20 protein-coding genes are annotated in these 21420 nt (G+C 44.9%); 5 read left to right on the top strand and 15 right to left on the bottom strand.

Annotation, left to right across the window (positions count from 1 at the left end):
• Positions 1–64: 64 nt before the first annotated feature.
• The 3 genes from NYE58_RS15120 to NYE58_RS15110 form a co-directional block, all read right to left on the bottom strand.
• Positions 65–859, bottom strand: a complete 795-nt coding sequence (locus NYE58_RS15120; protein WP_076125889.1) for an ABC transporter ATP-binding protein — start codon at positions 857–859, stop codon at positions 65–67.
• Positions 852–1775 carry an ABC transporter permease gene (locus NYE58_RS15115; RefSeq protein WP_036686219.1) on the bottom strand — a complete coding sequence of 308 codons (924 nt, stop codon included), beginning with the start codon at positions 1773–1775 and terminating at the stop codon, positions 852–854. Before NYE58_RS15115 ends, NYE58_RS15120 begins: the two co-directional genes overlap by 8 nt.
• 62 nt (positions 1776–1837) lie before the next feature.
• Positions 1838–2908 carry an ABC transporter substrate-binding protein gene (locus NYE58_RS15110; protein ID WP_076125887.1) on the bottom strand — a complete coding sequence of 357 codons (1071 nt, stop codon included), beginning with the start codon at positions 2906–2908 and terminating at the stop codon, positions 1838–1840.
• Positions 2909–3232: 324 nt separating this feature from the next.
• On the opposite strand from NYE58_RS15110, the gene NYE58_RS15105 reads away from it, so the two are divergent.
• Entirely contained in the window at positions 3233–4168 is a 936-nt protein-coding gene (locus NYE58_RS15105) for a C40 family peptidase (protein ID WP_076125886.1), read from the top strand.
• A gap of 90 nt (positions 4169–4258) precedes the next feature.
• Here NYE58_RS15105 and NYE58_RS15100 read toward each other — a convergent pair whose 3' ends face one another.
• Entirely contained in the window at positions 4259–6955 is a 2697-nt protein-coding gene (locus NYE58_RS15100) for a calcium-translocating P-type ATPase, SERCA-type (protein WP_341004269.1), read from the bottom strand.
• Positions 6956–7081: 126 nt separating this feature from the next.
• Positions 7082–7495, bottom strand: a complete 414-nt coding sequence (locus tag NYE58_RS15095; protein WP_235219531.1) for a DUF2500 domain-containing protein — start codon at positions 7493–7495, stop codon at positions 7082–7084.
• 184 nt (positions 7496–7679) lie between these two features.
• Between NYE58_RS15095 and NYE58_RS15090 the strand changes: the two genes are divergently transcribed.
• The 3 genes from NYE58_RS15090 to NYE58_RS15080 all read left to right on the top strand — a co-directional run bounded on the left by NYE58_RS15090 (position 7680) and on the right by NYE58_RS15080 (position 9879).
• A complete protein-coding gene (locus tag NYE58_RS15090; protein WP_340012445.1) occupies positions 7680–8042 on the top strand; it encodes a hypothetical protein in 363 nt (120 codons plus the stop codon).
• A gap of 578 nt (positions 8043–8620) precedes the next feature.
• Positions 8621–8890: a hypothetical protein gene (locus NYE58_RS15085; protein ID WP_341002223.1), complete on the top strand. Its 270-nt coding sequence runs from the start codon at positions 8621–8623 to the stop codon at positions 8888–8890.
• 128 nt (positions 8891–9018) lie between these two features.
• Positions 9019–9879, top strand: a complete 861-nt coding sequence (locus tag NYE58_RS15080) for a YitT family protein (protein WP_076275851.1) — start codon at positions 9019–9021, stop codon at positions 9877–9879.
• 659 nt (positions 9880–10538) lie between these two features.
• On the opposite strand, the gene NYE58_RS15075 is transcribed toward NYE58_RS15080, so the two are convergent.
• The 5 genes from NYE58_RS15075 to NYE58_RS15055 all read right to left on the bottom strand — a co-directional run bounded on the left by NYE58_RS15075 (position 10539) and on the right by NYE58_RS15055 (position 15987).
• Positions 10539–10814: a hypothetical protein gene (locus NYE58_RS15075; RefSeq protein ID WP_143761851.1), complete on the bottom strand. Its 276-nt coding sequence runs from the start codon at positions 10812–10814 to the stop codon at positions 10539–10541.
• 26 nt (positions 10815–10840) lie between these two features.
• Positions 10841–11128 carry a stage VI sporulation protein F gene (locus tag NYE58_RS15070; protein ID WP_036686212.1) on the bottom strand — a complete coding sequence of 96 codons (288 nt, stop codon included), beginning with the start codon at positions 11126–11128 and terminating at the stop codon, positions 10841–10843.
• 66 nt (positions 11129–11194) lie between these two features.
• Positions 11195–13246, bottom strand: coding sequence for an ATP-dependent DNA helicase RecG (gene recG, locus NYE58_RS15065; protein WP_076183407.1), 2052 nt, complete (start codon positions 13244–13246; stop codon positions 11195–11197).
• Between the two features lie 9 nt (positions 13247–13255).
• Positions 13256–14119: a DegV family protein gene (locus tag NYE58_RS15060; protein WP_036686209.1), complete on the bottom strand. Its 864-nt coding sequence runs from the start codon at positions 14117–14119 to the stop codon at positions 13256–13258.
• A gap of 83 nt (positions 14120–14202) precedes the next feature.
• Positions 14203–15987, bottom strand: coding sequence for a DAK2 domain-containing protein (locus NYE58_RS15055; protein ID WP_076217713.1), 1785 nt, complete (start codon positions 15985–15987; stop codon positions 14203–14205).
• Positions 15988–16177: 190 nt separating this feature from the next.
• Between NYE58_RS15055 and rpmB the strand changes: the two genes are divergently transcribed.
• The gene (gene rpmB, locus NYE58_RS15050; protein WP_036686205.1) at positions 16178–16366 is read left to right on the top strand and encodes a 50S ribosomal protein L28; all 189 of its coding nucleotides are present in this window, start codon (positions 16178–16180) and stop codon (positions 16364–16366) included.
• Positions 16367–16468: 102 nt separating this feature from the next.
• Here the strand turns inward: rpmB and spoVM are convergent, their stop codons facing one another.
• The 5 genes from spoVM to NYE58_RS15025 all read right to left on the bottom strand — a co-directional run bounded on the left by spoVM (position 16469) and on the right by NYE58_RS15025 (position 21418).
• Entirely contained in the window at positions 16469–16549 is an 81-nt protein-coding gene (spoVM, locus tag NYE58_RS15045; protein ID WP_020431362.1) for a stage V sporulation protein SpoVM, read from the bottom strand.
• A gap of 177 nt (positions 16550–16726) precedes the next feature.
• Positions 16727–17392 (bottom strand): ribulose-phosphate 3-epimerase, encoded by a 666-nt coding sequence (rpe, locus tag NYE58_RS15040; RefSeq protein WP_076275853.1) that lies wholly within the window; start codon positions 17390–17392, stop codon positions 16727–16729.
• 4 nt (positions 17393–17396) lie between these two features.
• Positions 17397–18302: a ribosome small subunit-dependent GTPase A gene (gene rsgA, locus NYE58_RS15035; RefSeq protein ID WP_036686201.1), complete on the bottom strand. Its 906-nt coding sequence runs from the start codon at positions 18300–18302 to the stop codon at positions 17397–17399.
• A 96-nt stretch (positions 18303–18398) separates the two neighbouring features.
• Complete coding sequence (gene pknB / locus NYE58_RS15030; RefSeq protein WP_076129150.1) at positions 18399–20645, bottom strand: Stk1 family PASTA domain-containing Ser/Thr kinase; 2247 nt, start codon at positions 20643–20645, stop codon at positions 18399–18401.
• Positions 20645–21418, bottom strand: coding sequence for a Stp1/IreP family PP2C-type Ser/Thr phosphatase (locus NYE58_RS15025; protein ID WP_076129149.1), 774 nt, complete (start codon positions 21416–21418; stop codon positions 20645–20647). Before NYE58_RS15025 ends, pknB begins: the two co-directional genes overlap by 1 nt.
• Positions 21419–21420 lie beyond the last annotated feature (2 nt).

Here is a 21420-nt window from a genome sequence, read left to right as displayed (position 1 = left end):
ATGAAATCCAGAATCAGACTTCACTTCAAGCCCTTATATTGAGCTACCTTCAACCTACAACTGACTAGCCAAGCATCATTCGGTCATCTGCCAATTTATGTCCGCTGATTGTCTCGAATTCTCCGAGCAGCCGTTCTACAGTAAGATCTTTTTTACGTTCCTCATCGATATCCAAAATAATACGGCCCTTATCCATCATGATCAGACGATTGCCAAGACGAATGGCCTGTTCCATGTTATGAGTAACCATTAGGGTGGTTAACTTCATCTCACGGACAATGGACTCTGTCAGTTTAGTAATCAGCTCCGCACGAGAAGGGTCAAGGGCTGCTGTATGTTCATCTAAAAGTAAAATTTGCGGTTGAGTAAAGGTCGCCATTAGCAGACTTAGCGCTTGTCTCTCTCCCCCTGACAACAACCCTACTTTTGCCCGCAGGCGATCCTCCAGCCCAATCCCCAGACGGCTTAGCTCATTGCGAAACAAAGCTCTTTTAGCTTTATTTACGCCAAAGGTTAACCCTCTGCTTTTGCCTCTTTTATAAGCCATAGCTAAATTTTCTTCAATCGTCATATGTGGAGCCGTACCCGCCATTGGGTCCTGAAAGACACGGCCAATCCAACGACTCCGTTGAAATTCCGCCAAATGGCTGATTGAATTTCCCTCAATGCTGGCTGTACCCAGATCCGGCTTCATGACACCGGAAATAATGTTCATCAACGTAGATTTACCAGCTCCATTACTTCCAATGATGGTGACAAAATCACCGGGAAGAAGCTCCAAGTCAATGCCGAGCAGCGCTATTTTCTCATCGGGTGTTCCGGGATTGAACAGCTTAGATACGTTCTCCAGTTTAAGCATCGATGGTGCCTCCTCTCTTGCTGCTTAGCGCCTGCTCAGCTAATTCAACGGAACGCCTCCGCGCCATATTCTTCTGCTTCAGGAAACGCTGAATCGACGGGAATACAAGAGCGAAAATAACGATAATTGCTGTGATCAGCTTAAGATCCGAAGCTTTCAGCCACGGTACCCGCAAGGCAAGTGCAACTACGATCCGGTAAACTATGGATCCGAGCACAACAGCCAATGTGGCCCGAAATACATTTTTAGCACCGAATATGGCTTCACCGATGATCACCGAAGCTAACCCGATTACAATCATCCCAATACCCATAGAGGAATCCGCAAAAGTAGAATACTGAGTGATTAGCGCCCCCGAGAGCGCCACCATTCCATTGGACAAACTGACGCCAAGAATAGTGGTATTATCCGTGTTCACACCCAGACTACGGATCATTCTTGCATTATCTCCGGTAGCCCGCAGCGCAAGTCCAAGATCTGTACGCAGGAATAAATCCATTACTATTTTCACAAAAATAACTACAAACGGCAGTACGAGCAGAGGATCAATGGAAGTGAACAAGGTAGTGTCGCCCATTAAAGACCAGTTCGGTTTGCCACCAAATATCCGCAGATTAATGGAATAGAGTGCAATCATCATCAAAATCCCGGATAACAGTCCATTAATCTTGCCTTTCGTATGTAATAGGCCCGTACACATTCCTGCCAGCATTCCACCAGCAATAGCGGCCAGGGTAGCAAGCCATGGTGCATAACCGTTAGTAATCATAACAGCGGCAATGGCACCACCAGTGGTAAAGCTCCCATCTACAGTCAAATCAGGGAAATCAAGAATACGAAAGGTAATGTATACACCTAAAGCCATAAATGCGTAAAGCAGTCCCATTTCAACGGCCCCGAGCATCGAATTTAACATAGATGACTTCCTCCTTCGAGCGGAAAGGGGCGTTCTCACGAAATCGCCCCCTATATAATGGCTTATTGAATAATATTGTTAGCTTGATCGGCAACTTCTGCCTTCATTGCATCAGTCACTTCTATGCCTTGCGCTGCTGCAGATTTCAGGTTAAGAATGAGATCGAGTTTTTCTTGCATGGTTACTTTCATATCAGCTGGCTTTTTACCATTTTTCAAAATATCCACGGCCATTTGACCCACTTGATAGCCATGATCGAAATATTTAAAACCAACGGTGGCGAAAGCTCCCTTTTCAACCGTATCACGGTCACTGGAGAAGAAGGGAATTTTCTTGTCATTAGCTGTTTGAATAATGGTATCCACTGCACTTACGACTGTGTTATCCAAAGTAATGTAGAATGCATCTACACGACCCACAAGTGATTCTGCAGCTTGTTTGACTTCAGAGGTATTCGTGATGGCAGCCTTCACTAGCTCGATTCCATGTTTATCCAACTCTTTTTTAGCAATCTCAGCCATAATTACTGCATTTGGTTCACCTTCATTAATAACGATGCCCAGCTTTTTCACGTTAGGAAATTGGGTAGCTATAAATTGCATTAATCTGTTAATCGCTTCGGGATTGGTGTCCGATACACCTGATACATTGCCACCTGGATGCTCCAGATCCGTGACAATCTTCGCGTCGAGTGGGTCAGTTACTGCTGCGAATAAAATCGGTGTATCCTTACTTGCTTTGCTGAGTGCTTGAACAATTGATTGAGCGGAAGGCGTTGCAATTGCCAATACCAAATCATTAGAGTCAGCGGCAATCTTTTGAGCAATGGACAAGTTATTCGCTTGATCAGCCTGAGCATTCTCAAGGTCAACCTTCAGGTTCTCACCTTCAACGATTCCTGCATCCTTCAAAGCAGCGAGAATTCCTTCACGTGTAGCATCGAGTGAGGGGTGCTCCACATATTGCGAGATCGCAATTTTGTATGTTTTTGAATCTGCTGCTCCTGCATTCGTAGGGGAATTACCGGAATTCGCTGCATTTCCTGCGTTTCCCGCAGTGTTATTGTTACCACAACCAGCTGCTACGAGCATGAAGCATAAGCTTAATCCCGCCAAAATGTTTCTCTTTTTCATCAAAGTACCCCATTTCATTAGTTTATTAACGCATACATCAAGGTGAGCGACTCAGCATTATCACTTTTATCGATAAAAGCATTAAAGCATAAGCTTACACGTACCTCACATTAATGATAGAAATCTATTAAACCTATATTATATGGAGGTTGTTTATCCGTCAATCACTTATCATATTTCCATAGATTTCAAATTCTGAAGAATATATGACATCAAAACAGGTAATGCTTGGTTGTCTCTTACAGCGATTGCCTTCGTTTCTTTTACATAAAAAAAATCGCCCTGCACAAACTGAATTTACAGTTTGAAGATGGAGCGTGTTAAATGGCTAATAATCACAAAAGACTACTAACCACCGCTACTGTATTGCTTGCTGTCGCTTTAACGAGTTCATCCTGCGGTTATTCATCTCAATCGCAAAAACCTAAGGTTAACGCGCTAACTCCTGATGGAACAAATGCCTCCAGTTATTATGAACAATCTGCAATTACCGACGCTCAGGGAAAGTATTGGATTCCACTTAAGCCTGCGGTTACTTCGCTCGGATATCGGATGAAAGATGATGGTTCTAGTGATGGATACACTAAAATCGGTTATAGCGATGTTATGTATATGCTGCGCCCTGGCTCACCACAGGTATTCTCACTTGGGGAAAAAATCACACTGCCACAAGCCCCTAGACGGCAAGAAGGGCAAATCTATATCACCCCTTTAGCCTTGTCCAAATTTCTGCAAACAGAAGTAGGCTGGAATCCCCAGTCGGGTGAGATAAACATTGCTACACCGTCCGAACGTAAGACTATCGAAAAATTATCGACGGTCGAATCCACGAGTGAATCTAAATCTTTACGCATTCAAAGTATTTCTGAAGCGGATAAAAAGGAGTTAGTCGCTTTTGCCAAAAATTTCTTAGGTGTACCCTACGACTTTGGCGCTGGATCTTATGAAGAAACCAAAAAATTTGATTGCTCTTCTTTTACAAGGCATGTTTTCAAAAAATTCGGTGTCAGCTTACCTCGTTTAGCTAAAGATCAAGATAATTTAGGTACTCGTGTAAGTCGAAGCGAACTGGATGTAGGGGATCTTATCTTTTTTACCGTTCCCGGCCGATTTGAAAGTGATGCTATACCTGGTCATGTCGGTATTTACATTGGAGACGGAAAGTTTATCCACACTTGGGGTGAACCCGGAGTTCAGATCAGTGACCTCGACTCAGGTTATTGGAGTAATGTAATCCTCCACATGCAACGTGTTTTATAAGCTTCCCATACTTTAAAAGAAATCATTCAAAAAGCCTGAATCCCTATTGAAGGGATTCAGGCTTTTTGACTACAACTCTTAACCAAATTCTTAATCCCAGCTCTTGCCCCTTCCGCTTATCCGGACAAACAGCTTTACAAGTTCTACTATGACAATAATTGCTACGGCTGCTGCACATACTATTCCCCACTGTAATCCACTTAAATGTGAGACACCAAACCAGTCGTTTAAGCCCGGGATGATGATCACAAGCACAAGCATTAGTATAGAGATCAGCGACGCCCATAACATATACCGATTGCTGAACCAACCAATCTGGAATAGCGATTTTTTATTGGATCTCACGTTAAAAGCATGGGCAATTTGCAGTAATCCTAATGTGGCAAAGGCCATTGTAACCGCAATACCTTCATTGTAATGCGTATGCGCCCATTGGTACACGAATAACGTAAGTGCCGCTTCTATAATCCCTTGATATATAATCCCGATCCCTACGCCGCCAGCAAAAATGCTACTGCTTGCTTTACGCGGCTTCTTCGCCATTACATCCTCACCGGCTTTCTCAAGCCCGAGGGCAAGTGCAGGTAAAGTATCCGTAACGAGATTAATCCACAGGATATGGATCGGCTCTAGAATACGCCAACCAATCATAGTGGCAATAAATAATGTCAGCACTTCCCCAAGGTTAGCGGAGAGAAGGAACTGGATTGCTTTGCGGATATTGCTGTAAACTTTCCGTCCTTCTTCAACGGCAACAACTATAGTCGTAAAGTTATCGTCGGCAAGTACCATATCTGATACACCCTTGGCAACATCCGTTCCAGTTATCCCCATGCCCACACCGATGTCGGATGATTTAAGTGCAGGAGCATCATTTACACCATCTCCGGTCATCGCCACAATTTTTCCTTTTTGCCGCCAAGCCTTAACGATACGCACCTTGTGTTCAGGAGAGACGCGTGCATAAACCGAATAATCGGTAACCTTCTCCGCAAATTCCTCTTCGCTGAATTTATCCAGCTCACTGCCCGTTAATACACCTGATTCATCTTCAATAATCCCTAATCTTTTGGCAATAGCCGCTGCTGTATCACGATGATCCCCTGTAATCATTACAGGTCTTATTCCCGCTTTACGGCAGATGGCTACCGCATCCCGTACTTCCTCACGCGGCGGGTCTATCATACCAACCAAACCAATAAATACTAACTCTATCTCCGTGGTATCTGGTGAGAGATCGGTCGGCAGCTGCTCCTCATCTCGGAAAGCAAACGCCAACACTCGAAGTGCGTCATTTGCGAGCATTTTATTACTCTCCATGATATTCCGCTTATGTTCGTCTTGTAGAGGTACAATTTCTCCATCCACATAAATATGGCTGCATTTAGACAAAAGTACATCTGGTGCACCCTTTGTCAGCACACGATATCGACCATCTTCTACCTCATGAATCGTTGTCATCAGCTTGCGATCAGAGTCAAAAGGCAGCTCATTTTTACGTGGATTTTTCTTTTCAAGCTCCCTTTTGTCAGTACCTATACTAAGCGCATAATCGACTAACGCGGTCTCCGTCGGATCGCCGATGATTGCTTTTCCGCTCTTGGTTTGGGGATCCTTGGTTCCAGCTTTTGCTTCAGTTTCACTAGGAGTCTTTCCTTCGTCAATGCTGGAGTCATTACAAAGCGTCATAGCTTGAAGCAATAACTCACCACCAGGAATCCCTTCAAGTCCTGCACTGGAATCAGTGGTCTTTCCGTTGACATGTACTTTTTCGACAGTCATTTTATTTAATGTTAAAGTACCTGTCTTATCAGAGCATATAATCTCTGTACTTCCGAGTGTCTCCACGGCAGGAAGCTTGCGAATGATCGCTTTTCGTCCCGCCATTCGCTGCACACCAAGCGCGAGAATGATCGTAACAATTGCTGGCAGCCCTTCCGGGATAGCCGCTACCGCAAGTGAGATCGAGGTAAGTAGCATATCCATTAGCTCTCTTCCCTCGAAGATCCCAACGGCAAAGATAATCACGCAAACGCCAAGAATAATAAAGGTGAAATATTTCCCTAGTTCATCCAGCTTTTTTTGCAGCGGTGTTACATCATTATCTTCCTCCGAGATATAACCGGCAATTCTACCGACCTCCGTCTGCATTCCTGTTGTTGTAACGACACCAACCGCCCGGCCATAAGTAACACTGCTGCTCATATAAGCCATATTGGTGCGGTCACCGATTACAATGTCGCTGCCTTCAAGCACACCGGCCCGCTTTTCTGATGGCAATGATTCTCCTGTAAGCGCGGCTTCCTCCGTCTTTAACGATGCGGCTTCCAAAAGTCTTATATCCGCCGGAACTACATTTCCGGCTTCCAGTAATACGATATCCCCGGGAACGAGGTCTTCACTTTTTATCTCAGTAACCTGACCGGAACGTCTTACTCTGGCATGCGGAGAGGACATGCTTTTAAGCGCATCGAGTGCCTGCTCCGCCTTATTTTCCTGAATAACTCCAAGCACCGCGTTCAGAATGACTACAAGCAAAATAATAATCGTATCCGTCCATTCCCCCAAAACTCCTGACAATACAGCTGCTACTAGCAAAATAAAGATCATTACATTTTTAAATTGTTCGATAAACTTTTCTAATAGCGATTTAGTCTTCGCTTCTTGCAGTACATTCTTCCCATATCGCTCCAGAAGTTTAGCCGCTTCATCGGAAGATAAACCCTCTTTCCGAGTTTCCAGCCTATTCAGCACTTCTTCCTCGCTCAGTGTATGGAAGGGTACCAGCCCTTGCGATTGTGAATTATTTGAATTCAAGACCATAGCCTCCTTCCAGAATTGAGATCTGGTAAAACCTCTCATATGAGTTTTACCCAAAACAGGCATGGTGATTCTTGAATGGTATGTACTTTTTTAAAAATTTAGATGTTCTTTCTTCAAATCGCGATTGAAGCTTTTAAACCTAGTCCCTTGATACAGGAGTTCACCTCGGTCACCTTCTACAATCAGGCCAAAATCCTGATCTCTTACCTGCAACTCTAAACGAGAGCCATCGGCAAACTCAAACGTAACGTAATAACTAGTATTTGCTCTCGATTCACCGGATCCACCCCATACCTCGGTTCGTTTGGTGACCGCTGTGCAGTTTGCTTTTATCAAAGGACTTGCGTTATTGGACATCCAGATTCTCACTGATTTAACAATTATAAAAACGAAAAAGCCAAGAAAAAGCAAAGCAAATAATTTAAAAAACAGTGGCATCTCATGAATGAAACTTCCGAAAAAGCTGCGCTCATCAAAACCGTTAAAATCCTGCCATTCGCTCAAATTTATCCCTCCTGACTGAAACAAGATAATAAAAGTTATCTATGCTGCGAAATACGTCATTTTTCCCGTTCGGTTTCATGTTTTCATCATCTATATATGAATTTTTTTCACAAAACAATTTGGATTCAAAGGAAAAGGTATGGTATGCTTTTTATACTACATACAGTTGGGAGGTGTTATTTCGGTGCAATATATAGCGCGTTTATCACTACATTGGTTTCTTCGTATCGTCCTAATTCTGGGAATGATGTTCTCCTTTCCACCTGCCTGGTCTGGAGGATTATTCACTACGGAGCAAGAATCAACGACATCCGAAATTGAACGCTACGAGCGAAAGTTTACACCCCCCGTAAGGATTGCACCTCAAATAACCCCTCAGGTAGGAGCCATCAAAATAACTGAACAGTGGGGAACGAAGTCTCTTGCGGTAGTTGCAATACTCCCTGTACTTTCTTTACTGTTCCGTCCAGTGATTTATAAATTCCTGCTTCGACTACGGCTGTACCTGTTAAAATTCACGTCTCATTTTCTAATTTCACTCCACTAACGAAGTTCACCTCTGCCCTAAATGAATGTCGGCTGAAGGGAATTTAGAACTTCAATTGATAAAAATCTTATGTATCATGAATTATAGAGATGCGGATTTACCGGTAGGTATACATGCTCGCATTGCTCATCATCCACTGGAAGAAAGCAAGTATCTTGGCTGAACCATGTTCTGGATATCCGTTCCGGAGCGCTTTTACATTAGTAATATTCGCAGCACTATTCTTGATTGCTGGATTCTCCGAGAGCACTCGTCTAGCAGACAGAAGTTATTGGCGCACTACTAGTGGACTTGTCCTCGCTGAAACCGAACATGTGAGACGAATTGAAAAGCTCGTGATCCTATTTCGTTATTTCTTAGGTGCCATCTTCTTCTTCAGCTTGAGACTAAGGTACATCCACCCACCTTAGGCGGTGAGGCGCTCTGGTACTCCCTTGCAGCAGTTATCGTTATACTGATTGGCGCAACTTCGTTGCAGGCTTACTGGCCGGACGTAGCGTTGGTCACAGCCTTCATGCTTCATCTATCATTGGATGCCTATAGTCTCACGGGATAAACTTTAAATTGTTTTAGCCAATTTGGGTAAAGAAAGCGGAGTGCTGGCTAGTCTTCACTATTTGCAGCCATTTGCAGCCGTTCGCAGCTATTTGCAACCATTTGCAGACATTCGCAACCATTCGCGGCCCTTTACAGCTATTTGCAGCCATTTGCGGCCATTTGCAGACATTCGCAGCCATTCGCAGCCATTTACAGCCTTTCGCAGCCATTTGCAGCCATTCGCAGCCATTCGCAGCCATTTACGTGCTGATCCTTGTTGTCCTTGGACATTGTCTGACGAAGGAATCTAAATAGATTTGTAAAATAACGGATAAAGTATTCAACTTTGAGAAACGACATGATGCACGAATATCCAAAGAATCTGCCATAGCCACTGAAAATAAGTAAGGTCGTTTCCCCTGTTGAAGGAGGAAAAACTATGCAGAACAAAATAAATCAACGTCAACAGCTACAAAGAAGCTCTACCTTCCGAGTTTTCACAGTCATTGCCGGCGCATTGCTTGCTGCTGTAGGATTGGAATTATTTTTAATGCCACATGGCCTTGTTGTCGGCGGGATTACAGGTTTATCCGCATTATTCGCTCATACTACTGAAATGCAGCTTGGATTGTTTCTATTTCTATTCAACCTGCCCTTTATATTTATGTCGCGAAAACAAGTAAATCTCCGCTTTGCTCTTTACACTGTTTTGGGATTAACCTGCCTAACCATCGCGTCTCTTGCGCTGCATCGTTTTCCTGCTGTGATTAGCGATCCTTTACCTGCGGCAATGGCAGGAGGCATCTGTCTTGGAGTAGGTATTGGAATATCTGTGAGATTCGGCGGTGTAAATAAACAAGCCAGTGACCAGGGGTATTCTCTGCTGAGCGGCGGACCTCCAAAGTCAACGGAAGTCGTTATTATGATCCTGAACTGTGCAATTCTGCTTTTTGCAGGTACATTGTTCGGTTGGGAGCAAGCAATGTATTCTATCATTGCCTACCTGCTGGCTTTCGAAGGTGTTCGTATCTCACTACGGGGATTATCCCACTCCCGCACTGCTTGGATTACCAGCAGCCGATGTTTGGACATTCAGCAAGCAATCGCAAGCTCCCTAAACCGAGAAGCTGCGATTGCTGAAGGTTCAGGGCAAGATGGAGAGGTTAGCACGTTGTTTTGTCTGACGAACAGAATGGAAGAAGAGCATCTTCGGGCACTCGTTCTACAGTGTGATTCAGAGAGCCAAATTGTGTTTAGATCAGCCACTAAAGATCATAGACAAACACGCTTACACGAATAAAAAGAAGGGAGCGCCCTTAAGCCATCAAAATGGCTGGAGCGCTCCCTTCTTTTTGAATTTAGCCTTTGATCGCAACCAATTTTTCGGAGCGAGACCTAATTTCTTGAGCGAAGACTCCTTTTTTTTTGTTTGAGACCCAAAACTTCTTGATCGAAGCCTCAAACTCCTTGTGTGAGGCCTCAACTTCGCTTAATCTAACATGTTTGCGCGATTGAGGCAGCTATCGGACACAGGAGACCTTATACGCGAAATAATCCTGAATTTTGGATGCTATCGGACCCCATAGCCCCTATTGGCACCAAAAACGCCAACTATGAGTCTAATTCATATGAATAACTGCACTGGGGTCCGAAACCTTGCTCCAATGGCGATATATTTGCGAATAACGTCATTGGAGTCCGAAAGCCGCAGCGGATGATCATGATTCGGCGGGATCGGACGGTGGATGAACAAGATTCGGTGGTAACGGACAGCAGATGAACATGATTCGGTAGCATCGGACGATGGATTAACATCATTCAGCGATACCTCACCGAAGATGAATGTGATTCGTTGACATCGGACACAGTGGACCTTATACGCTGAATTATTCTGAATTTTGGATGCTATCGGACCCCATAGCCCCTATTGGCACCAAAAACGCCAACTATGAGTCTAATTCATATGAATAACTGCACTGGGGTCCGAAACCTTGCTCCAATGGCGATATATTTGCGAATAACGTCATTGGAGTCCGAAAGCCGCAGCGGATGATCATGATTCGGCGGGATCGGACGACGAATGACCACGATTCGGTGGCATCGGTTTGTCCAGAATAGAAACGTATTGCAGCTTGCCGTAACTACGGCCAAAAACGCAAAGCAGCGATCCTCCAGTAATAGGAGGATCGCTGCTTGCAGACTGTCACATACGATGAAAAAAACATCTATGGACAACCCCTACTTTTCATTTAATACGCTACTTAACGGAACATTCCCCACAAGCGGATCAAATGAAAGGTGTTGTTCGGATCGATTTTTTGCGCGATGATAAACTTCACAATTTGTTCTTCCTGTGTCGAGGTCAATTTCTCGTTCAATACACCTGACGCTTTTCGTACCAATCTGCGAACAACCGCAGGATCCTGCAGCTCCTGTTTCGAGATGCCCTCAATCATACTTTTGATACGATCCTTCACAGTCGAGTTTTTCATCTTCAGCTTGATGCGATCCACCAACTGAGGGCTAATTCCGAATTGTTGATAACCCAAGTGTAGCACCTCCCGTCATATCCAATCTTTCACAGTATATGAGCCTTCGGTGCTACATGTGCCTAGTTAGTCAATTAATTCTCCTTGGAAGATCTGTTCACTCTGTAAATAATGCCGAAGAGATGCATATTCAGGTGATGTCCAAAAGGCTTCATCCTTAAGCAGCTCAGCAACATCATCCCGCGCCTGCTCGAGAATTTCAAAGTCAGCCGTCATATCTGCCAGCCGAAACTCCGGTAATCCACTCTGCTTTGTCCCAAAAAAGTCCCCCGGACCACGCAGCTCCAAATCCCTTCGGGAAATCTCAAATCCGTCATCCGTATCGGTCATGGCAGTCATTCGCTCACGTCCGATTTCAGATTTTGGATCAGCTACCAACACACAAAAAGAGGCATGCTGCCCTCTTCCTACCCGTCCACGCAGCTGGTGCAGCTGTGACAGGCCAAAACGATCCGCATCCATAATGATCATCAATGTAGCATTAGGAACGTCTACACCCACCTCCACCACCGTAGTGGACACAAGCAGCTGCAGCTCATTGTTATAAAACGCCCGCATCACTTCATCTTTTTCAGCGGGAGTCATTTTACCATGTAAAAGCCCAACTTTATAGCTAGGGAAAGCTTGGCTCATCTGAATATGCAAATCAATAGCATTCTGCACATCCAGCTTCTCTGACTCTTCAATAAGCGGACAGATCAGATAAGCTTGACGACCGAGATCAATTTCACGCTTAATCAGATTCAGCACACGATCCATGAGATCATGCTTTACCCAGTAGCTAGTTATTGGCACCCGGCCTTTCGGCCTTTCAGATAAAGTGGATACATCCATATCGCCAAAAACAGAGATGGCTAGCGTACGAGGAATAGGCGTCGCCGTCATCGTCAGTACATCCGGATTATATCCTTTACGCCGCAATACACCACGCTGATTCACACCAAAACGATGCTGCTCGTCAGTTACTACAAGTCCCAGATCACGGAAAAATACATCCTCCTGAATCAAAGCATGTGTTCCTACCACGATATCAAGCATCCCCATTTGCAACGAGGCCAATAATTCTTTACGTTTTCGGCCAGTCACACTGCCCGTAAGGAGTCCTACAGTAATCCCGAACGGCTCAAACATTCTGGTAAGTGAACGCATATGCTGCTCTGCTAAAATCTCTGTAGGCACCATAAGCGCACCTTGAAAACCAGATCTTACCGTAGCAAAAAGCGCCACTGCCGCAAGCACTGTTTTACCCGAGCCAACATCTCCTTGCAGCAGACGATTCATGCAATATGGTGAACGCAGATCATGTAAAATCTCCAGCTCTACACGTTTCTGCGCATCTGTAAGCTCAAAGGGCAGACTGCGTACGAACTGGCGTACCGTCGCGTTATCCACTGTGTGGACTACCCCATCCATCCGCCCGCGGTTCAGAACTCTGAAGGCTTGCATCTTCAACTGGAACAGGAATAGTTCCTCATATACCATCCTACGGCGCCCCTGCTGCCCTTCACGAGTGTCCTCAGGCCTATGAATAGTGGCAATGGCCCGTTTACGCGGCATGAAGTCATATTCCCTCATAATAGAATGCGGTAAAATCTCTGGAATCAGATCCCCATACTGCTGAAGTCCCTGATTAATAACCTTCCTGATCCAGGATTGCGTGATCTTACCACCTACTGAATAGACTGGCTGCAGTGTTCCCGTCTTTCCTTCACCACGATCCGGAAATTCATAATCAGTCACTGTAATCTGATTGCGCTTCTGATCCCATTTTCCGGTCAGCACAATTTCCCGTCCCACAGTGAGTTGCTCTCTTACGTAATGGCGGTTAAACCAGGTTGCTGTGAACATCCATGGCTCTGCAACCATCTTACAGCTGAGACGTGACTTGCCGCCAAAGCGCTGCAGCACAGGGATACCGATTACTTTTGCCTCTACGGTCACTTTATCCCCGTGTTTAGTCTCGCTAAGCGTTCGGGGCCGATAATCCTCGTAGCGGAACGGGTAATACTCTAACAAATCCTTTACTGTAAAGACGCCAAAGGCGTGAAGCTCGCTTTGCTTTTGAGCACTCACGCCAGTTATGTTTTTTACTTCAATTTGATTTAATGCCAGTGTCATATTTATCCCTCATTTTGCAGGCCAAATGAACACAGCTAATGTACCGTTACCGACATGGCTGCCCACGACAGGGCCGACGTTCGTCAGCACTTTTTCTTCCAAGGTGAAGTGTCCTGCAAGCTCATTCAGGAACTCTTCGCCGGAAGCCGGTTCAGCCGTATGACCCACGGCCACATTGATTTTGTTTACACCCTGCAGATCCCGCTTGAACAGTTCAATCATACGGGCGACAGCCTTCTTACGGCCTCTAACTTTCTCCACCGCATAAATAATACCTTCTGCATCAATGGACAGGATCGGCTTAATATTCAGAAGTGTCCCCAGAATAGCGGAGGCTTTCCCAATTCTCCCGCCTTTTTGTAAATATTCAAGTGTATCTACTAAGAAGTAAAGCTTACGCGATTGACGTAGGCTTTCTACAGCCTCAAGTATCTCTTCAGGTCCTTTGCCCTCAGCAGACATTCTGGCAGCTTCCACTACCATAAATCCAAAACCATAAGAAGCGGAGAGAGAATCCACAACAGTGATTCCTTCTCCCTCTTCCTCCAGCATCGATTTAGCCAGCAATGCAGATTGATAAGTCCCGCTCAGTCCAGAAGAAATATGAAAGGAAAGGATAGAACAGCCCGGGTTACGCTCCAGAATACTGCGGTACACATTCATATATTCAACCGGTGAGGGTTGAGAAGTAGTCGGCAGCTGTGAGGTACGGGGAAGACGCTCATAGAACTGCTCCGGAGTCATATCCAGATTGTCCCTAAAAGCCTCTTCGCCGAACATTAAGGTCAACGGTACTACCTCAATTCCGTACGTTTCCGCCATTGCTGGCGGGATATCTGAAGTGCTGTCGGTGACGATAATGGTACGATTCATGGATTTTCTCCCCCAAGCTATAATTTTGCCAACTACGCAATAACAAATTTCTACTCTATTGTTATAGAACCATTAATTCCTATCTATGGCTCTACAGAGAACAGATAATAATACAGGGGTTGGCCACCCTCATGAATCTCAACTTCCACATTCGGATAAGTCTCTTCCAGCCACTCACTCAAAGAATCAGTAGCCTCGGATTCTGTTTCTGCACCAATAAGGATCGTGACGATTTCGTCGCCATTCTCCAGCATGTTGGATAACAGCGCCTGACTTGCAGCCAAAAGATCATCCGCCGCAGCAACAATTTTAGAATTAGAAATCCCAATAAATTGGCCCGATTTAATCTCCAGCCCATCAAAGCTTGTATCACGCACAGCGTTCGTTACTTGTCCGGACTTCACATGAGAGATTGCTTCCAGCATATTCTCAGAATTAGTCTCCACAGCATCTTCCTCTTGGAACGCAAAAGCTGCTGCTATTCCCTGTGGAATACTTTTACTTGGAATCACCGTAATCTCACGTTCGCCTTCTAGAAGATCTTTAGCTTGTTGAGCGGCAAGAACAATGTTCGAGTTATTCGGCAAAATATAAACATGCTTCGCAGATATAGAAGAAATCGCGTTCACGAAATCCTCCGTGCTAGGATTCATTGTTTGACCACCAGCAAGGACTACATCCACTCCAAGGCTTTTGAAAATATCAGCAATACCTGCGCCAGAAGATACCGCGATGAAGCCGTAAGGTGCCAAATCATCAGCTGGTGGTTCAGCAGGAGACATTTGCACTGCGCTCTTCTCATTCGGCATATCAGCGAACACATCAGGCATTGGTGCAATATCCATGCCCGCAGTCAACAGGTCACGATGCTGCTCTCGCATATTAAGAATATGAATCTGCGTGATCTCCCCATAAAGAAGAGCCAAGTTCATCACTTCACCCGGAGCCTTAGAGTGCACATGCACTTTAATCGTCTCATCATCCGAAATTACAATAATGGAATCGCCATTAACTGACAACGCTTTCCTAAAAGCTTCCTCATCAAAATTAGTTCTCACGTTAACGCCTAACTGGCGATTAATGAAAAACTCCATATCATATAGAAATTCTATATCTTCAGTAGATAGCTGTGACTGTGCAGAAGACTGTACAGAAAACAGTTCATTTTCAGGTTTCGTTAACACGGGTTTAGGCGCTGGTGCAACTGGTGTGTGGGTTTGTCCTTGCACAGATTCAGACAGACCGGTACTTCCGTTCGTCAGATGCTGGTGAAACCCTTCATAAATGTAGACCAAACCTTGACCGCCAGAATCTACAACACCGACTTGCTTCAATACAGGTAATTGCTCAGGTGTATAAGCTAAGGCTTCTTTTGCTTTGGCTAATACCTCTGTCATCAGCTCCACAACGTCAGTAGTACGGCGGGCATAATAAACAGCATGTCTTGCAGCCTCTTTAGCTACAGTAAGAATAGTTCCCTCTACAGGCTTTACAACTGCTTTATACGCAGCGTCCACTCCGGTTTGCAGCGCAGCAGCGAACTGCTGTGTATTAAGCTCATCATGTTGAGCCGCATACCTGCTAAACCCTCTGAATAACTGGGACAAAATAACGCCGGAATTCCCGCGAGCTCCCATTAATAAGCCCTTGGAGAGTACACCTGCACATTGGCCCACAGAAGTGGTGTTATTTTTCTTTAATTCATTCGCACCTGCGGTCATCGTCAAATTCATGTTTGTACCGGTATCTCCGTCTGGGACCGGAAAAACATTTAGGGAATTGACGTGTTCTGCATGCTGTTGCAGCTTATCCGCTCCAGCCAATACCATAGCGGTAAAATCTGTTCCGTTTATAGAACGCTTACTCAATTGAGAATTCCCCTTCCTAACTTCATGCCTAATCATTCTATGATTAACAGGACATAATGCACTAATTTACATTGTACTATAAGTATTAAAAGAAATAAATGTTTTTGAATCGGTTGACGTAGCAAAATTTGCTGTGATATTATAGATAAGTATTGTTTATGCAGGTGTTAGGAATAAGGAGGTGTAATCTATGTCCCGCAAATGTGCAGTAACAGGCAAGAAACCGAGCAGCGGCAACCACGTGTCTCACGCTAATAACCGCAACCGTCGTTCTTGGGGAGTTAACGTTCAGAAGGTCCGTATCCTCGTGAACGGTAAACCAAAACGCGTGTACGTCAGCACCCGTGCTTTGAAAGCCGGTAAAGTTGAACGCGTTTAGTCTTTAGCAATTTTTAAGACCGAACGATAACTTATATGAAGCAAAAAGCACCCTTTACATTTGTAAGGTGCTTTTTTTCATGTTTTCTTTTCTGTTAGAGGCTTAACTCTTCTGAAATGTGTTCAATATTGCTTTAACAAAACCTCCCAAAAACCTTGGCAGCTTAAACGTGTAAAATTTCATGATTTACCCTCCCATCAATTCATGCCGTACGCAGGAGACTTTCCTCTTGTCAATAACGGAAACGAACTGCAGTCCTCCCTGCCAAAACAAAAAAAGGCTACATGAGATTTCTGCTCATGTAACCATATTTATGCACCGAGGACTTGGCCTATACCTCTAGTCTCAATCGCCTATTTTTTAACGCAGTGCTGATTCGGCTGCTTCTCGAATTCCTCGGATCGCCGCAGCACGATCACTCCGGCCAAAAACTGCATTCCCCGCTACCAAAACATCGGCTCCAGCTGCCACAACCAATGGTGCTGTATCTTCCGATACTCCACCATCTACTTCGATCAATAAATCTGGATTCACTTCATTCGCCCATTCTCGAATTTGAGTGATTTTGCGCAAAGTGTTAGGAATGAATGCTTGACCACCAAAGCCTGGATTAACGGTCATCACCAGAATCATATCCACATCCTCCAGCACCTCACGCACCGCTAATGCCGGAGTACCCGGATTAATTGCTACACTTGCCTTCAGCCCCAGTTCCTTGATCTGATGAACCACACGATGCAAATGAACGCATGCCTCAGCGTGAACGGTGATCACACTTGCACCAGCTGCAGCAAAATCAGGAATATAACGTTCTGGTGACTCAATCATCAAGTGAACATCAAGTGGCAGCTTGGTATGTAACGATACAGCTTTTACAATAGGTGGACCCAACGTGATATTCGGCACAAAATGACCGTCCATTACATCCACATGTATCCAATCTCCACCACTGGCTTCCGCCTCTGCAACTTCTGGACCTAAACGCGCGAAATCCGCCGACAATAAAGATGGTGCTATTCGTATCATGATGTTAGTACCTCCGCTTTTTATCTTTCATTTCATTAAAAAACAGTTTGTAATGATCATAGCGACTATCCGCAATTTTCCCTGCTTTCCAAGCCTCTATTACACGGCAGCCTGGTTCATGCTGATGACTGCAGCCCCGGAACTTACAATCGGATGCGTATTGAGCAAATTCACGAAAACAAGTGGACAGCTCTTCTACACCAAGCTCCAAGAAATCAAGCTGACTAAAACCTGGGGTATCTGCAACAAAACCTCCACCACCAATATCCATCAGCTCCACATGACGGGTCGTATGACGACCACGTCCCAATCGTAAACTGATCTCTCCAGTCTCCAGTTTAAGCCCTGGAACAATACGATTCAATAAGGTGGACTTACCAACCCCGGATTGACCCGCAAATACGCTGATGCCTCCAGTAAGCCTTTGTCTTAGCTCATCGCTTCCGGCACCAGTAAGTGAACTTGTGACCATCACTTCATATCCGATATCCTCATAAAGTTCTTTAACATAACGGGTAGCTTCACCATCATCATCCGCCAAATCCTGTTTAGTCAGAACAATTAGGGGTTCCAGACCCGAATGCTCAATATGAACTAGAAACTTGTCCAACAGATTCAGGTTCATATCGGGCTCCCGAACGGAGAATAAAAGCACTGCGAGCTTAACATTCGCTACAGGTGGACGAATCAGTTCAGATTCTCTAGGTAGAAGTTCATCCACCATTCCTTCTCCATGCTCAGTAAGGATATAAATAACCCGATCTCCAACTAGCGGAGCGATCCCTTTTTTCTTGAGAATTCCTCGGCCTCTGCATTGAACAGAATGCTCTTCAGTCGCAATTAATCCTTCGCGGAGCGGTTTCACATAATAATAACCGCTTAACGCCTTAACTATTATTCCTTCAGGCATACATAGTGAGCCTTCCTCTCCTGATTTTGCGAAAATGACCCAAGTCTGATATCCCCGGGTCATTTCGCTACGCCAACCGTTCAGGTTAAACCCTGTTTAGTTGTTGTTTTTATCTTTAGATTTATCCTTGCCTTTATTGTTGTGCTTATTATTGCCATTATTAGTCGATTCACTATTTATAGAACTATTGTTTACGAACCCTGTCTGATTCACCGCCCCGTTATTCCCTCCGTCATTCTCTGAACCTGAACCCGGCAAGATCTCCGGTTCAATCGTAGGTTCAATTGTAGGCGTAGGTTCAGCAGAAGGTGTTGGAGTTGGCTGTGGTGTTGCTATAACTGGTGGCTCAGGCTCCTGAACGGTTCCGTTCTTCGCATCGATATAAGGAATGACATAAGTGTCCAAAAGTACACCGTCACGGGTAACAATAACTGAACCATCTTTATTAGGAGCCAATACTAGATTCACAGATAACACTTGGCTTTTTCCAATGGTACGTGTTCCCCAATCCTGTTTCTCTCCATTATTGCGCGCATCCACGAATTCGATACGAATCTTGCTCTTTTTCCCATCCTGAGCAGGAGCGACTGGCACATTAAAGGTATAATTCAGGGCTTCAGGTGGATAACCTGTACTTAAGTAAATCGTAATCGCTGTTCCAGGTGGAACAGAAGTACCTGTCCCTTTATCAAATGCCCAAGTCTTTGTTACTTTACCTTCTTCAATGCTGAAGCTGGATTCTTTCTTCACTTCTCCAAGAACAAGCTTGGCACCTTCAAGCAGCGCCTTTGCCTCACTCTCCGTCTTACCGATGAGATCTGGCAACAGTACACTTTCTTCTCCTTTACTTACGTAAAGGGTGATTTGAACCGTCTCAGGATCGAATTCAGCATTTAATGCAGGGTCAGATTTTACAATGAGACCTTCATCTGTATTTTCGTCATAGAGAGGTTTATTATCAATCCTGTCCTGGGCTACACCCAGCGCCATCAATGCTTTAACCGCATCATCAAAGCTCTTGTTAACTACGTCTGGCATCTTGGGTAATGGCTTAGCCGTATTCACAGTGAGTATAAGGGACGCTCCTTTTTTCACTTTGGCATCCTTTTCCCTACTCTGCTTAATGACCACATTCTCTTCAAAATTCGGACTGTAGTCATACAGAATAGGATCAGCAACCTCAAGCCCCAAATCCTCAAGCTCAGTTTGTGCTTGTTCTATCTGTTTACCTACTACATAAGGAACGGAAACCTCAGGAACAACTAGCTGTGATTTAACGTACCATACGAGACTGGCCATAGCCAACAGCAACAGTAAGGTAAGCCCAATCCATAATGTGGGTTTTGCCCATTGTTTTTTACCTTTACTTGAAGGCACCGGTTCATCATCTTCATCACGAACCATCCGTTCCTCACGATGATTACGATTACCATTGCTTCTTTGAATCGGTTTTATCGCCGGGATAACCCGCGTACGATCCTCGTCTTCTTCATCGTTGAACAGAATCTTCGCCTCACTGCGGCGCTCCGGCAATAAGCATGTTTCCAAATCCTGTAACATTTCTTTGGCAGAGTCGTACCGCTCCTCCGGGTTTTTACGCATTGATCTCAGAATTACATTCTCAACGCTTTGCGGAATGAGTGGATTCAGAAGTTTTGGCTCTTCAAACTCTTCTTGCAGATGTTTTAAAGCTACACTAATCGGACTCTCTCCCAAAAAGGGCAGGCTTCCAGTAAGCATTTGATAAAGTACAATACCTAAAGAATACAAGTCAGACTTTTCTCCTGTAGAGACACCTTTGGCATGCTCTGGCGAGAAATAATGTACTGAACCAACCACAGAACCGGTCTGTGTAATGGTTGTTGACGTAACTGCGCGGGCAATCCCAAAATCGGTTACTTTCACCCGTCCATTGCGTCCGATCAGGATATTATGTGGTTTTATATCACGATGAATAATTTGATTCTGATGCGCATGATCTAGGGCATCACAGATTTGTGAAGCGATCCGTACGGATTCATCAACCTGCAATGGCGCTCGTTCTTTTATAATTTCATTAAGATTCTGACCCTCAATATACTCCATGACAATGTAATGAATTTCGTCTTCTTGTCCTACATCGTATATGCTGACGACATTCGGATGAGACAAAGATGCGGCAGACTGCGCCTCACGCCTAAAACGGCGAATAAATTCCTCGTCATGTACAAACTGATTGCGCAATACTTTGATGGCGACATTTCGGTTTAAAAGAATGTCATGTGCTCTATAGACGAGCGCCATTCCACCTCCCCCGATCCGTTCGATGACTTGGTAACGGCCGCCCAATTCGTGACCGATCATCAATCCCACTCCTTTGTTTCGGGCACAGCGGCCTCTCCATGATGTTCTAACAAAGCGACGCTAATATTATCGCCACCGCCGGCGAGCAGTGCCAGCTGAAGTAAACGGTCCGCTCTTTCCTCTAACGATATCTCATGTATACCTGCTACTTTGCCTAAATGCTCATTTGTGACAAAGTTGCTTAAACCATCGCTGCATAGAAGCAAAATTTCCCCTGGTAACAGAGCTATAGGCGCCATATCAACCTCAACCTCAGCATCTGTTCCAAGCGCCCTCGTCAGCACATTACGACGCGGATGATTATCCAATTCCTCCACACTGATCTGACCGTTCTTGAACAGCTCATTGACTAGCGTATGATCCTCGGTTAGTTGAACTGCCGCACTGTCTTTTATTAAATAGGCTCTGCTGTCTCCGATATGGCCAATATATCCGTTTGATCCATTCAAAAGAACAGCAACGACAGTAGTACCCATATTATGATACTTATCGTCACCGGAAGCCTCCCTGAACACAGTGCTGTTAGCTTCCAAAATAGCAGCTGACAACGCATCACGCAGAGCTTCGTCTTGAAGTTCAGGCTCTAACCCGTCCAGGTTATTCCTCATTGTCTCCAAAGCGAGCCTGCTTGCGGTTTCACCAGCCTGATGTCCACCCATCCCATCGGCAATAATACCGAGTGTATAACCGTGGCGCGTCGCGCCGATCCAGACCGAATCCTCATTGACAGAGCGTACTCGGCCAATATCGCTGGCATGAACTGTTCTGATCAAAT

The sequence above is a fragment of the Paenibacillus sp. FSL L8-0708 genome (assembly GCF_038009325.1).
Lineage (GTDB): Bacteria > Bacillota > Bacilli > Paenibacillales > Paenibacillaceae > Paenibacillus_AQ > Paenibacillus_AQ odorifer.
The sequence above is the reverse complement of the archived record's forward strand: the minus strand, read 5'-3'. Positions and strand labels throughout refer to the sequence as shown.